Raw genomic sequence first — 13,974 nt, 5'->3', positions numbered from 1 at the left:
CGCACGAACGGAGCATCCGCATCCGGCTCGGCATACACAGCCACACTCACCAACCCCGCATCAGCAGCCGCCCGGATCACCCGAACCGCGATCTCACCACGATTGGCAACAAGAACCTTGGTGATCTGAGCACTGGCATGGCTGGCCACTGAGCCTCCTACGGATGTGTTTCTCGCATGCATCGCCTACGAACGTCACGTGGGAGTCTAAGCACCGGCGCTATCAGCGCTGCACTCGGTCCACACAGCGAAGGCGCACCGAGGCGGACTACTGATTGGTAGCGAGTCGACCGGTGTCGGTGTGGCCGTGCGGGGCCTGTCCGAGATCAGCGACAGGTACCGACGTGGAACCGGTCTCCGCTACATCGGTCAACAGCTTCCGGAACGCACCGAGGTACTCGTGAACCCGTGCCGTGGCCTGCTCGGTGTTGGGGAAGCGCGCCGCAATGTTGATTCCCTGCGGGGTTCGGTTGATCCACACGTAGACATCGTGTTGATACTGCTTGCTGCGCAGCGCACGAGCGTTCCAATCCGGCCAGTGCTCAGCGGCAGGTGCGAACCTCACGTCCATGAACGACACGACGAACCGTGGGCGGGCCGAGTAGCCGAGAGTGGTGAAGACCCGATCGAGAGGAACTCGGGCGATCGGTTTGGTCTTCTTCACCTCGGCCGAGGCGGCTGCGATCACAGCGCCGAACGAGTCGGCGTCGGCGATGTCGAAGGAGATGGGGCACAGTCCGACGAACCAACCCAGCGCCGACGCCCATTGCGGTTCGTCACGTGTGTGGACCGGTGTCACCGTTCGAAAGCGCGTGCCGCCGCCCAGATCGGCCCCCGTGATGGCCAGTACCGCGAGCAGCCCGGCGAACAGGCTGTGCCCGGTCTTGCGGCAGGCGATGGAGAACGAATCGGCCTGGTCGGGATCGAGCACCCATGCGGACAGCCCGCTCTGCGGCACCTCGTCCGGACTCGGCTCGCCGATATCGAGTGGAAATGCCGGTAGCTGACCGTCGCCGTCGACGAGGAAGTCGCGCCAGATTCGGGCCGCGTCGTCCGAATGCTCCAACTCCGCGTTTCGCTCCCGTTCGGAGGACCCGAAATCGAGATAACTACCGGCCTCGAACAGGGCGGCAGGCGGGCCGCCGAGTTCCTCCCCGTACAGCGCGACGATCTCGTGCGCCACCAGTACCGTCGACAGGCCGTCGATGATCGAATGGTCCGCTGCGAAGAACACGGTGATCGGGCGCGTCTGGTCCAGCGGCTCGAGAGTGACGAAGGCGTATGCCGGCCAGATCAACGGCGAGGTGAACTCGTCGAACAGGTACTGCAGGTGCTCGAACACCTCACTCGACTCCGCGCACCGTTCCTGCTCGACCTGCCAGATGTCGATGGCACCCGGCGCGGCGGTCACCCGGGACATCTCGCCGGACGCCTCGTCGATCGACGCGCTCGACCGCATCGCCTCGTGCCGGTCTATCCACTTCAGGACGGCGTTCCGAAATGCGGGTTTGTTCAGGGGACCCGCAACCTCGAAGGCGGCACCGAGCCACGATTCGCGGCCGCGCCGAGGGCTGCCGAGACTCGTACGAAGGTGAGCCTCGTGGACGTAGGACGTGGGGCGAGTGTCGGGCTGCCATCCTGCGGCCTCGGGCGTGCGGGCATGGGGGCCGACGCTGGGTATCCACTCGGTGAGCGTGCCCGCGGGAACCGCGTAGTCCGCCAGCTCCGTGAACTCCATATCGGCAGCAACCAGCCTTCGTTCGACCACATCGGGGGTGAGAGTGAGTAGAGCATCGATGCTCGACGCGCAGTCTACCGATCACCCGATGTATCGATCAAGACGACGGTGTGGCCCCTGCCGTCAGCGAAGGTGGCTTTTGATACGCGCCAACATCGCCGACATCCCGCGCAGTCGCAACGGGCTCACCGCGTCGCTCAGCCCCAGCGCCGAGTAGAAGTCGTCCGGTACATCCAGAATCTCCTGGGCACTGAGACCGTCGAGTCCCTGGGCCAGAATCGAGGCGAACCCGCGAGTGGTGGGGGCTTCCGGCGGCGCGCTGAAGAACAGTTGGATGCGCGCCGGATCACTCGCGTCCACCGACAGGAACAGCGGCGACTGGCACTCCGGTACCGGCTCCATTGCGTCCTGGGCCAGATGTTCGGGCAGCGGGGGCAGTTCTCGACTGAACTCGAGCAGCAGCTGCAGCTTGTCCTGCCCCTCCACCGCGGCGAAGTCCTCGACGATCTCGGCCAGCGAATCCGGGAGCGTGCTCATCGAGCGGCCGGAGCCGATCCGGGCTCCTCGCCCTTGGCGATCGGAACTCGAACTGCGTTTCCCCACTCGGTCCACGAACCGTCGTAATTGCGCACCGATTCGTAGCCCAGCAGATGCGTCAACACGAACCAGGTGTGGCTGGACCGCTCACCGATGCGGCAGTAGGCGATGACGTCGTCGGTCGGGGAGGTGTCGGAGTAGATCTCGTTCAGTTCCTCGCGCGAGCGGAACCGGCCGTCCGGCGCGGCAGCCTTGGCCCAGGGGATGCTCACTGCGGTGGGGATATGTCCGCCGCGCAGCGCACCTTCCTCCGGGTAGTCCGGCATATGGGTGCGCTCGCCGGTGTACTCGGCGGGGGAGCGAACGTCGATCAGGGGGACTGTGCCGAGTGAGCCGAGTACGTCGGAGGCGAAGGCGCGAATGGGGGCGTCGTCACGTTCGATCACCGGGTAGTCCGTTTCCGGGAACTCGGGCACATCGAGCGTGGTGTCTCGGTTCTCGGACAACCAGGCATCGCGGCCGCCGTCGAGCAGGCGCACGTCTCGATGTCCGAACAGTGTGAACACCCACAGTGCGTACGCAGCCCACCAATTGCTCTTGTCGCCGTAGACGACGATGGTGTCTTCTCTCGAAATCCCCTTGCGGCTCATCAGTTTCGAAAACTGCTCGCCGTCGATGTAGTCGCGGGTGACCGGGTCGTTGAGGTCGAGATGCCAGTCGATCTTGACTGCGCCGGGGATGTGGCCGACGTCGTAGAGCAACACGTCCTCGTCGGACTCGACGACGCGCAGCCCCGGGGTGCCGAGATGGGCGGACAGCCATTCGGTCGATACGAGTCGATCCGGATGCGCATAGTCTGCGAACGTTGCGTTGGAATCGGTTGGTACAGGCACGTATCGGCTCCTACGGAAGATATTCGGCTGGCGGCCCGCTCGGGGGTGAACGGTCTGCACCGTCGATCCTATGCGGTACTGCCGTCGAACAGTGTGTGTGGAGCCCGGGGATCTACGTTCCCAGTGGTGCCAGCGCTGCGACGCCGGCCTGAGCGATGGATGCGCGCATCACGGCGACGAGTTCGTCGATGAACGAGATCATCACCGAGCGTGCCACCGCGGTATCGGGGAACCGCGCCCGAATTGCCAAGCCGGAGGTGGTGCGCGAGATCCAGAACTGTGCGTCGTCGGACACCGTGGCGTTGCTGATGTGGTGTGCGTTCGACTCCTCGAAGTGTTCGTGGCCGTCGATTCTGGTGTAGTCGATGTACGAGACCATGAACACGTCCTGCCGCGAGAGGGTGAACGAGTCTCCGAGATTGGCCAGCACTTGCGGAATCGGAACCGTGCTCAGTGGCAGAGCTGCGCGAAATGCGTTGTGGGCAGCAGTAATCGTGTCGTGGAGGTCGTTCTCGACGTGCACGGTGATCGGTGCGTTGGTGGTGAACCAGCCCAGAGCACGGGCGAACTGGGCCCGGTGTCGGGTATGCAGCGGGAACAGGAAGGAAACGTGCTCGGGCCCGCCGATACCGGCACAGGCCTGCCCGATGGCCGCGACGACACCTGAGAACATTCCGGCTCCCGAGCGGGCGCACAGTTGCTCGAATTCGATGGTCTGCGTGGCGTCGAGCAGGCGATCGATCGTCGTTGCCTGACTGGCGGTGCCGCCGTCGACGATCCCGAGATCGAACGGGAACCTCGGCGTCGTGCCGCCGCATTCGGTGAGAAAGTCCGACCAGCGCACCATGCGTTCGTCGGTGGGCGCGACCAGGGGCTCGGTGGCCTCGTTGCGGCAGTACTCGACGAAGCCGCCGACCGGAGGTAGATCGGGGTTCGGCTCCTCGGCGCAGCGGCGATACGCGTCGTACAGCGTGTGCATTTCGTCGATCACCACTGCGATGGACATGGCATCGACATTGGCGTGGTCGAAGGCGCACAGTACCGTCGAGGAGTCTCGTCGGTCGATTCCGAAGCAACTGTAGGACGGGAAACGCGCTGCAGCGCATGCTTTTTCGAGCCTTGTTCGGATGTCGTCTCGAAGCTTTGCCGTCGAGGAAACAGTCGATTCGGCCGCTGGGGTGATCTCGATCGCGCCCGGCCGGTACAGCATCCGTTCGATCCCGGTCGGCGTCGGAACGAACGAGCTGCGCAGCGTGTCGTGGCGATCGATCAACTGCGCGAATGCCCACCCGAGTGCGTCGGCATCGAGATTGCCGGGCACGTCGAAGGCCGCGGCGATCCAGACGCGGTCGACATCAGCGAGGTCGCCCAGGTGGAAGCTCTGGTTGAACGACGGCGGAATCGGCGACGGCTCCGGAGCACCGAGGACGGCTGCCGAGAATTCGACGAGGGCACCCGGGCGAGGAGCGTACTCAGTGATCGAGGTGACCTGCACCGGCCGGCTCCTGAACGAGGTGGTCGCGCGAGAGCGTGTAATCACCCTCGCGTGCGATGGTGTCGAGCACATGGGCCAGATGAGCGTGGTACCGCTGCACCGACTCGGCGGCGACGGCGGTGTCGGGGGTCTGGGCCACCAGGTACAGCTGCTCACCGTCGCGGTTTATCCACATCGATGCATTCGAAGTCGAACCCTCTCCGGTGAAATGCTTGGCTCGCGTGTCGGCATCGCGGCCGACGCCGGGGAACCACCGAAAATCGATGTAGGAGAGCATGTTGGGGCTGACAGCCAGCTCGCTACCCAGCGTGCCGTCTGCTGCCAGGGCGCCCAATACGGCGTGCACGGGAGCTTCGGCGATCTGTTTCGCGTGCTCGAAACCCCGGTGAGCACGCGGTGCGATATCGGAGAACGTCTCGCTTCCGGCCACCTCGAACGCGACCGGCGCGAAGTTGACGAACCATCCCTGAGACTGCGCGAAGTCGCCGTGATGGCGGGTGCTCAGGACGGTGATACCGAAATAGTCTTCGTTGCCTGCCAGCTCGAAATCGGTGATCCCGACCGCGGCGAATATCCCGCTGCTCATCCGGGCACCGGCGGCCTTGCACGCGGCATCCAACGCTGCAGTGGCGTCCTTGTCCAGCAGGTGGCGCTCGACGATCCGCACCGGGGCGCGCTCGCCGTCCGAGAGGCCGAGGTCGAGTGGGAACCGAGGCATACGGCCCTCATGACGAACGAAAATGTCCCGCCAGGCGGCTATTTCGGCAGAGTCGGGACCGAATGTCGATGCCCGCGCGCGCTCCTCGGCGGCGTAGGTGAGATGGCTGCCTGCTGATGCGGGGGTCGGTGCCTGCTCGCCGATCTCGTTCGAGTACAGATCTGCGAGTTCGCTGATGACCAAGGCCTGTGAACCGCCGTCGGTGAACGCGTGATCCGCGCCGTAGTACAACGTGAAGCTGCCGGGCCTGGCCACGACCCCGACGACGAATCCGGGCCAGACGTCCGCGGTTGCCTCGACGGAAAACCGATGGCGCACGTAGCGCTGGAACTCGTCGTCGTCGGTGGACTCGCCGGCGTCCAGAACCTCGAATGCCGGAACCTCCGGCGCCACCACATGCCTGATGACCGAATTGCCCTCCACCTCGAACCAGCACCGCAGCACCTCGTGGCGCAGGACGTACGCGGCGAGAGCGCGGCTCATCGCGTCGGTGTCCACATCGCCGTCGATCTCCGTCGCCACACCGGTGTAGGCGTGGTGGACCTCGCCGCGTTGCCGCGCAGCCCACGCTGCCTTCAGATGATCCTCCTGAAGGAACGAGGGCGGAGTCGAATCGACGGGTGCCGCTGCGGCACTCACACGAGCGGCGTCGGTCGGATGCCACTCGAGCAGCGTGCCCGGAGCGGGATTCCAACTGCCCATAGCCGTGATGATCATCGTCGCTTCATCCTTTCCGATACGTGCCGCGGTCTGTTCGGACGCCTCACTCTGCGGCGACGGCCACCGACTGCGAGAGCGACGTGAGCACGGTATCGGCAGCGGTGTCGGAGTCGATCACCGCGGTCAACACCGAGACGAACTCGGTGATGAAGCGGTGAACGTTGGTCGATGCGACGTCCGAGCTGGGGAACCGCGCGGAGATGTTGAGCCCCTCCAGCGTCCGGTTGACCCAGAAGTAGACCTCGTCGTCTGCGTGGCAGTTGCTCCGCAGCGCGCGCCCCTTGCGGGCCTGCCACTGCGCGGCGTCGGGAAGGAAGCGCAAGTCGATATACGAGACGACGAAACGAGGTATCTCGGTCGATTCCAGGATCTGGGCGATCTTGGAGTACGGCATCCGTGCCAACCCCTTGTTCGCCGTGCCTGCAGCTGCCGCCGACTCGAGCGCCTCGCCGAAGGTGCGCGCATCGCCGAGCTGAATCTCCATCGGCAGGATTCCGACGTACCAACCGACCGAGGCGGCCCACTTCTGCTCGTCTCGGGTGTGCATCGGCATCACGGTGCGCAACGACGTGCGGCCGGACAGGCGCGTGTTCGTCAGAGCCAAGGCAGCGAGAATGCCGGCCTGCATGTTGTAGCCCGCGGCGCGGCACGCCGAGTTGAAGGCGTCCGACTGATCGGAGGTCAACAGCCAGGACGAGATGCTGCTCTGGGCAGCCGGAGCGTCGGTCGCGGGCCGGTCCACTGCCACCGGAAGTGGAAAGCCCGGGAACCGACCGTTTTCCACGGCCAGGAAGTCCTGCCAGGTGCGGACGGCACTGTGGTTGCTGTCGAGCGTGTCGCCCAGTGCGCGCTCGGACTGACTGAAGTCGACGTAGCTGCCGACCTCGGGCAGTTCCGGGTCGACGCCCTCCAGTGCCTGCGCGTACAGCCGGTCGATCTCGTTGATGGCGTAGATCTGGCTGTAGGCATCCATGACGGAGTGATCGGCAGCGAACGCGAGTAGAAACGACTCACCCGGTCCGTCGGAGAGGGCGCGGAAGGCGTCGTCCGGTTCGACCGTCGCGAGAATGAAATGCGGCCACGCCGTCGGGGACACGGTCTCGCCGAACCACGAATGCAGATGCTTGAACACCTGTGTCTCGGTGCGGGGTTCGGTGTGTGCGCGATCGAGCACGTGAACCGCATCGGTCGGCGCGGTGTACCGCAGCCAGGAACCGGATTCCTCGTCACGTCGCACCTTGGTTCGGAAGGCTTCGTGGCGTCCCATGTAGGCGATGATGGTTGCTCGCACGGCTTCGACGTCGTAGCGGCGATGAATCTCGAACACCGTCCCGATCCACGAGCCCGGTGCGCTGCGCTCACAATGATCCTGGTGGGTGAACGACAGTCCGCGAGGATCCGGTACCCACCGGTCGTCATCGACGCGGGGGACCCACTCGGTCAGGCGTCCAGCGGGAAGTGGGTAGTCGGCCAATTCGGTGTATTCCATGGGGAGTCCTCGTTCCGTATCCGGGCTCGGCCAGCTGTGTTGATGTCAGGTCGTTACTCGGAAAAATGTTCATTACGGTGGTGCTGTATATGTAAAGCGACGAGTCGTGCTCGCGCATTTGGACCCGTCGATTACTGATAAGTGCGGAGCTGCTGCTTTCTGCATTGAAAGAACAACGTCATGGCCGTCGACTCGAAGTCGGTGCAGCTCTCACGATAAAGGGAAAGTGAATCTATTTCGCGACGCTCAGAAGTAATTCTTCTCACTATCGAACGCCTTGACCGATTCGCCTCTGCTGCTCACAGCGATGCGGTCGAGTGCGAGATCCTGGGGCGAGGTCACGATCAGGGTGCGCTTCCGCCGTAGTAGATCACAAGGTCAGGGTGTCGAGGCGGGGGCGGAAGGTGGCATCACGACGCTCGTCACTCGACGGACGAGACGTGGCGCAGGACACAATCGGAAGATCGCACATCTACATATTGCCGAATGCGAATAGGTGAGAGCCGATGAATTCGCACTGCGACCCCTTCTTCGGTGATGTAGTAGGTTCGGCCCGTGACTCGAATTGGATTTGCCGATCACCTATTCTTGCGAATGCATCATGGCATCGGATATCCGGTCTACAACCAGTTTCTTTGGTGGTTCGACCGAGCAATCCAGCGAAAAGATCTGGAAACACTGCGTGACAACCTGTCCGACGGTCTGCTTGCGCGCCGAGTCGTGGCACCGTCCGTGCCGACGGCGCGTGAACGTTGGGTGGCCTCGCCGGTCTCTCACCCCCTCGATGTTCGCGCGCAGGCCATCGATCCCTCGGAAGTACGGGCGTGGGCGCAGGGCCGGCTCGATACGGACATCGATCCCGAAACAGGTCTCGGCTGGCGGCTGTCCGCTACACCGGTGATCGACGGCGGAACGGTCCTGTCGTTGGCCGCTTCGCACATGGTGGCCGACGGTGGCGCTCTGGTCGCCGCATTCCGATCTGCCAACTCCTCGTCCGATCAACCGTGCCTGACCCCGGCCGAGCACGGTCTCGCGGCACTCGGCTCGGACTTGATGGACGCTTTCGGTCAACTGCGATCCGCCGCGGGTTGGCTGGTGGATTCCGCGGTATCGGCTCTGCCCGTCCGTACCCGATCCGATGCACCGATGCCCACCCCGCGTTCGAGCCCGAACCGTTCGGACATTGCGACCGGTCCGGCCGGCGAGCGGGAATGGGCAGCACCCTATGCGGTTGCCGAGGTGGACGCAGCCGCATGGAGAGCCGCGTCCGACCGCTGGGGCGGTACATCGAACTCGTTGTTCATCGCGGTGTTGACTGCTGCTTCGGGGTGTGCCGGTCGTGCTTCGATCGGAGACACGGTGCAATGGTCACTGCCGGTCAGTGATCGCACTGCTGCCGACACTCGCTCCAATGCAACCAAGATCGTCAAGATCGAGGTCCCTGTCACCGACGCTGCCGACCTCGACCTGACACCGATCCGGCAGATCAGCAAGGCGGCATTCACCGCCTTCACCGAGAGGCAGGCGACCGGTCGAGCTCCCGCCGGAATATCGCAGGCCCTGGTCCAGATGCTTCCGGACGCGGTCGTCGCACGCATTCCGCAGCCCCGCGACGGTGCCGAGGGGCTGGCCTCCAATATGGGTGTGCTGCCCGAGGATTTCACCACGGTGGCCGGCGTCCGGGCTCGCGCAGTCTCGGGCAGAGCGAGTTTCTTCGGTGCCGATGCGGAGTTCGCCCGATCGTTGGACGGTGGTCTCACCGCCTGGGCGTGCGAGGCGGGCAGCACGGTGACCGTCACTGCCCATGCCATGGATCCTGATCGATTTCCCGACGACCGAACGCTGCGCGATCACCTCGCCGAGGCGCTGGGCCGCTGGGGCATGACTGCACACTTCTGGTGACTGCCGTCAGCGGCCGCGAGCGGCAGACTCCGCGAGATCGGCCGCTGCGGCAACGGCTACCCCCGGCGGTGCAACACTGTGCGCGAGTTGCCGTGCCGCACGCCTGGCGTCGTCGGTGATGATGTCGGTGATTCCTTGTAGCAGAACGGGTTCGGACAACTTCGAGAACTTCGTGCTCGATCCGGCTCCGATCCGACGCAGCGCAGCTCCCCAGAACGGCTGATCGGCGCTGAACCAGCATACGAGAGTCGGTAGCCCGGCCCGTGCACTGGCGGCGGTCGTGCCCGCGCCACCGTGGTGAACCGCGGCCATGCATCGCGGGAACACGCTGGCATGATCGACGGAGTCCACGACCATCACGTTTGGATTCTGCTGGGCAGCAATGGATTCGGCACTGACGAGATCGCTCCAGCCGGCGCAGACCAACGCCCGGACTCCCAGCCTCTCGGTGACAGAGTGGATCATTCGCAGCAGCGCCGCGGGATCTGGTACCGGCATGCTGCCGAACCCGAAATATACCGGCGCAGAGCCTGATCGCAGCCACCGATCCACGGCAGGATCGGTGTCGAGGTGACCGCTGTTCAGGCCGAGAAACCCCACGAACGGCCGCAGCGGTCCCCACTGCTCTGCGAGCCCGGGAAAGAGTGTCGACTCGTAGGCCTGGATCTCGACGCCGCCGTAGCGTGCGCACCGAACGGGCAGCGAATCGCCGGTCGGTGCCAATCCCAACGCTGCCCGCTGCTCGTTCTCACGAGCTTTCATCGACTTGAAACGGAGGTTCTCCGCCAACGCCCACATCGATCGATTGAGTGCACCCGGCAGGGTGAATCCGGGGCTGACGGGTACGACGTCGTTCTTTCGGAGCGGGCAGTAGTGCAGCGCCAGAAAGGCGCTGCCCACCGACTCGGCCATGTTGAACGCCATCTCCTGGCCCAGTGAACCGGTGACGAGCGCGTCGCAGTCCACTGTCATCTGCTCGAGCTCGGCTGCCATCTGATCCCAGCCATGGGTGGCCAGTTCCGCAAGGGCCGTCATTCTGGTCCGTGGGTTTCGTGACTTGATTCGGACCCGAATCAGCTCGGACTCGAGCAGGCTGTGGGTGTCCGGCCCGAACGAGACCACCTCGACTCGTTCGTACACAGCAGTTTTCGCGCGAGCGAAGTCCACCAGATTGGGAGGCGCACCGAACACCACGTCGTGCCCACGGTGCGCCAACTCCACGCCGAGTGCGATACCGGGGGCCACGTCACCGCGGCTCCCGTTGAAGGGCATCACGAACTTCATTCGGTCCTTCGCGGTCGCGTCGGCTTCGGATCGGACACAATGTATCAGTACCGGACTACACAGCTCGCTGCGCAAATCATATGGTGGGAAACACATTTGCCGCATACCTGCACGAGTGCTCGTGCAGCGATAGTCTCGCGTGGTGGAAAGACTGACCTACGACGACGACCTTTTTCTGCGCATGGAATGCGTTCTCGGGGTACCCGTCGTGAATCAGATCGTCTGGCGATTCGATCGACCCGTGGCACTCGACGCACTGCAATCGATGTGGGGCCTGCTGGCCACCGGCCCCATCGATCGCTCGGTGAGGCGCACACGGGTTCCCGGAGCGCGAGACAGCTGGACGGCAGCGCGCACACCGGCCGATCCGATAGCTGTGGGGTCACCGATCGCCCGCGACGCAGTCGACACGTGGATCGAGAACGAGGCGGCCGTGAGACTGGACCCCATCGACGGGCCGGCCTGGCGGCTGTCGGCCACCGCGGTCGAATCGGGCGGCATGATCGTGTCGTTGGTGGGCTCCCACGTCGTCGGAGACGGAGGAGCTCTGACCTCTGCCGCAGCGGCCGCGCTGTCCGGTCGCGCCGTCCCCGACGACTTCCGGCGGGTCGGACTCGACAACTCCGGCTCCGAGGCGGCGCTGTCGGGTGCCGACATCGCGGACGGTGTAGGGCGAATCGGTGCGGCGCTCTCGGGAGCGGCCCGAGCACTCGGTGCCACTGCGGTGGACACGGTGCGGGCGCGGCGCAGCCCCGCCTCCGCCGCAGAACCCAGCACGCCCGACGCCGCCGATACGCAAGCAGACCACTCGCGCGTGATCATCGCGCCGGCGGAGGGGCCGTGGGTTCCGAGCACCGTCGTCGTCGATTGTCCGGCCGCGGACTGGTCGGCGGCCGCAGCGAACAAGGGCGGCAGCTCCAACAGCCTGCTGGTGGCGGTAGTTCTGGGGATCCTCACCGGGAGCGGACGGATCAGCACTCGAGACCGAGTGCGGGTCGCCCTTCCCGTCAGTACCAGGACCTCGGGAGATCGGCGTGCCAACGCGACATCCGGCGTCTCGATTCACGTCGATCCGGGAGCGACCTACCGTGACGATCTCGGCGGCATCAGAGCGTCGAGCAAGCAGGCATTCTCGGCCCAGGCCGATCGCCGCGTCACCACGACGTTCGAACTGCTCAAGCCCCTGATGCAGTTGCTTCCCGACGCCATCGTCGCCAAGCTCGCCGCGTCCGGATCGGCGCCGCTGTGCCTGTGCTCGAACCTCGGCACGCGGGGCCTGGCTCTGCGCACCATCGGCGGTGTGGACGCGACCTCCGTGGCGATGAGGTCGATCACGCAGAACACCGACGTGGCCTTGCTTCGCCGCACCGGCGGCGGCGTCAGCGCGTGGTGGAACGAGTCGGGTGAGCGTGCGACTCTGTGTGTCACCGGGCTCGATCCGGACCGATTCCCCAGTAAGGAGCACCTGCGCGGGCTCGTCGAGGCGGAATACGGCAGGTGGGGGCTGACGCCCGAGTTCTGGTGACCTCGAGACGAGTCACAAACCCGCGCACAACCAGATTTTCGACCGGATCGCCGGTACAGCTATGCTTTCCGACTGTTCGAGTGTGCGAGCAGGTGTGAGAAAGGGGAGCGATCCATGGCAGTGGTCGTGTTGTTCGGGTCCGAGACCGGTACGGCCGAGGAGGTCGCGGACAAGATTGCGGACGTTCTCAGCGATCATGACGCCGAAGTACGTGACATGCTCGAGTACGAGGTGTCCGATATCGACACGGACGATTTCCACGTGATCATCTGCTCCACCTACGGCGACGGCGAACTCCCCACCGGTGCGGAGCCCTTCTTCGAGGCGCTCGTCGAGGACGCACCCGACCTCGCCGGACTTCAGTTCGCGGTCTTCGGGTTGGGGGACCGGATCTACGAGGACACCTTCAACCGCGGCGGCGAGATCATCGCCGAGAAGCTCACCGAACTCGGTGCCAAGCAGATCGGCACGCACGCGCGACACGACAGCTCGTCCAACGTCAAGCCCAAGTCGATGGCCGACGAATGGGCTCGCGAACTGATCGACCTTCTGCCCTGACGGGGTAGGTCGGCCCCGGGGTCGAGTATTTCCGCGGCCGAACCGCTCACGAGTCGGGTGCGCCCCACAACTCGGCCAAGGACGTCCCCACTCGGGTCAACAGGGTTCGCACCAGCGGTAGCCCGATACCGATCACCGACGACGGATCGCCCTCGATACGGTCCACGAACCAGCCACCGAGCCCGTCCAGTGTGAACGCCCCCGCCACCAGCAGCGGCTCACCGGAGCCGAGGTAGGCCTCCAGATCCGCCGACGACGGCGTCGCGAAGTGCACGACGGTGGAACTGTGCGCAGCAGCCTGGGCCACGACGACACCGTCCGTCACCCGGAGCACGGCGTGGCCGGTCAACAGCACTCCGCTCGCGCCTGCCATCGTCTGCCATCGCTGCCGGGCAACCTCGACCGAATGTGGCTTACCGTGTAGCTCGCCGCCGATGGACAGCATCGAATCACACCCGACGATCACCAGATCGCTGGTCGTGTCCGCGAAAGTCTCGGCCACCGCCGACGCTTTGGCTCGGGCCAATTCCGTCACCACCGTCTCCGGGGCCGCAGACGGCCCCAGCGACGCGGTCAACGCGTCCTCGTCGACGCCCGATACCCGGACCATCGGTTCGACCCCGGCTCCGCGAAGCACCGACAGACGAGCCGGTGACGCGGACGCCAGGACCAATCGCATCGAACCGCCCACCTCCTCCGGAACCGAGGCGATCACCGCGTGTGGCGACCCGACGCGGCGTACGAGTACGCAGAGTAAGGCGCGAAACGACGATGCAGCGACTGCGGCGATCCCCACAGCTCCGGCGGTCGAGAATCGCCTGCCACTGCCGACGCGGCCTGCGCGGCCTTCAGAACGGCCACGAGCGCGGCGAGCTCTCCGTCGCTGGGATTGCCCTTCACCACGCGAACATCCGGTGATGGCGTGGCGGCCGCATCACCTGTGGCCTGGTCCTCCGGTGACTGGTCGTCCGGTGCCTGGTGGTTCGTATCGCTCATAGTGGGATGTTTCCGTGTTTTTTGGGTGGGAGGGTGACTTGTTTGCGTTCGAGGAGGCGTAGTGCGGTGACGATCTGGCCGCGGGTGTGGCTGGGGGGTATGACGGCGTCGAGGTAGCCG

Annotated in this window: 14 protein-coding genes; 3 read left to right on the top strand and 11 right to left on the bottom strand. The window is 65.0% G+C overall.

All coding sequences use genetic code 11. The features are described from left to right. From J1M87_RS20840 to J1M87_RS20810, 7 genes are all read right to left on the bottom strand, one after another. A partial coding sequence (locus J1M87_RS20840) for a biotin carboxylase N-terminal domain-containing protein (RefSeq protein ID WP_206491950.1) occupies positions 1–149 on the bottom strand: 149 nt, incomplete at its 3' end. A gap of 118 nt (positions 150–267) precedes the next feature. Beyond that, a complete protein-coding gene (locus tag J1M87_RS20835; RefSeq protein ID WP_206491949.1) occupies positions 268–1,737 on the bottom strand; it encodes a condensation domain-containing protein in 1,470 nt (489 codons plus the stop codon). 123 nt (positions 1,738–1,860) lie between these two features. Then, positions 1,861–2,274: a SufE family protein gene (locus J1M87_RS20830; RefSeq protein ID WP_206491604.1), complete on the bottom strand. Its 414-nt coding sequence runs from the start codon at positions 2,272–2,274 to the stop codon at positions 1,861–1,863. Further along, entirely contained in the window at positions 2,271–3,167 is an 897-nt protein-coding gene (locus tag J1M87_RS20825) for a sulfurtransferase (RefSeq protein ID WP_206491602.1), read from the bottom strand. The genes J1M87_RS20830 and J1M87_RS20825 overlap by 4 nt, the downstream gene beginning before the upstream one ends. A 112-nt stretch (positions 3,168–3,279) precedes the next feature. Next, positions 3,280–4,662 carry a condensation domain-containing protein gene (locus J1M87_RS20820; RefSeq protein ID WP_206491601.1) on the bottom strand — a complete coding sequence of 461 codons (1,383 nt, stop codon included), beginning with the start codon at positions 4,660–4,662 and terminating at the stop codon, positions 3,280–3,282. Continuing rightward, positions 4,640–6,097: a condensation domain-containing protein gene (locus J1M87_RS20815; protein WP_206491600.1), complete on the bottom strand. Its 1,458-nt coding sequence runs from the start codon at positions 6,095–6,097 to the stop codon at positions 4,640–4,642. Before J1M87_RS20815 ends, J1M87_RS20820 begins: the two co-directional genes overlap by 23 nt. A gap of 46 nt (positions 6,098–6,143) precedes the next feature. Continuing rightward, complete coding sequence (locus J1M87_RS20810) at positions 6,144–7,589, bottom strand: condensation domain-containing protein (protein ID WP_206491599.1); 1,446 nt, start codon at positions 7,587–7,589, stop codon at positions 6,144–6,146. Between the two features lie 594 nt (positions 7,590–8,183). Here J1M87_RS20810 and J1M87_RS20805 point away from each other — a divergent pair. Then, entirely contained in the window at positions 8,184–9,491 is a 1,308-nt protein-coding gene (locus J1M87_RS20805) for a hypothetical protein (protein WP_206491598.1), read from the top strand. Positions 9,492–9,497: 6 nt separating this feature from the next. Here the strand turns inward: J1M87_RS20805 and J1M87_RS20800 are convergent, their stop codons facing one another. Continuing rightward, on the bottom strand, positions 9,498–10,775 hold the full coding sequence (locus J1M87_RS20800; protein ID WP_206491597.1) for a glycosyltransferase: 1,278 nt from the start codon (positions 10,773–10,775) through the stop codon (positions 9,498–9,500). 142 nt (positions 10,776–10,917) lie between these two features. On the opposite strand from J1M87_RS20800, the gene J1M87_RS20795 reads away from it, so the two are divergent. Both J1M87_RS20795 and J1M87_RS20790 read left to right on the top strand, forming a co-directional pair. Next, a complete protein-coding gene (locus J1M87_RS20795; protein WP_307830890.1) occupies positions 10,918–12,300 on the top strand; it encodes a hypothetical protein in 1,383 nt (460 codons plus the stop codon). Positions 12,301–12,414: 114 nt separating this feature from the next. Next, positions 12,415–12,858 (top strand): flavodoxin domain-containing protein, encoded by a 444-nt coding sequence (locus J1M87_RS20790; protein ID WP_206491594.1) that lies wholly within the window; start codon positions 12,415–12,417, stop codon positions 12,856–12,858. 46 nt (positions 12,859–12,904) lie between these two features. Here the strand turns inward: J1M87_RS20790 and J1M87_RS20785 are convergent, their stop codons facing one another. The 3 genes from J1M87_RS20785 to J1M87_RS20775 form a co-directional block, all read right to left on the bottom strand. Beyond that, positions 12,905–13,537 (bottom strand): nucleoside triphosphate pyrophosphatase, encoded by a 633-nt coding sequence (locus J1M87_RS20785; RefSeq protein ID WP_206491592.1) that lies wholly within the window; start codon positions 13,535–13,537, stop codon positions 12,905–12,907. 32 nt (positions 13,538–13,569) lie between these two features. Further along, positions 13,570–13,854 carry an acyl-CoA carboxylase epsilon subunit gene (locus tag J1M87_RS20780; protein WP_206491590.1) on the bottom strand — a complete coding sequence of 95 codons (285 nt, stop codon included), beginning with the start codon at positions 13,852–13,854 and terminating at the stop codon, positions 13,570–13,572. Continuing rightward, on the bottom strand, positions 13,851–13,974 hold a 124-nt coding region (locus tag J1M87_RS20775), incomplete at its 5' end, for a carboxyl transferase domain-containing protein (protein WP_206491948.1). The genes J1M87_RS20775 and J1M87_RS20780, both read right to left, overlap by 4 nt.

The sequence above is a fragment of the Rhodococcus sp. KRD162 genome (assembly GCF_017168335.1).
Lineage (GTDB): Bacteria > Actinomycetota > Actinomycetes > Mycobacteriales > Mycobacteriaceae > Rhodococcoides.
Note: the sequence above shows the minus strand (reverse complement) of the source record. Positions and strands in the feature narration are given on the sequence as shown.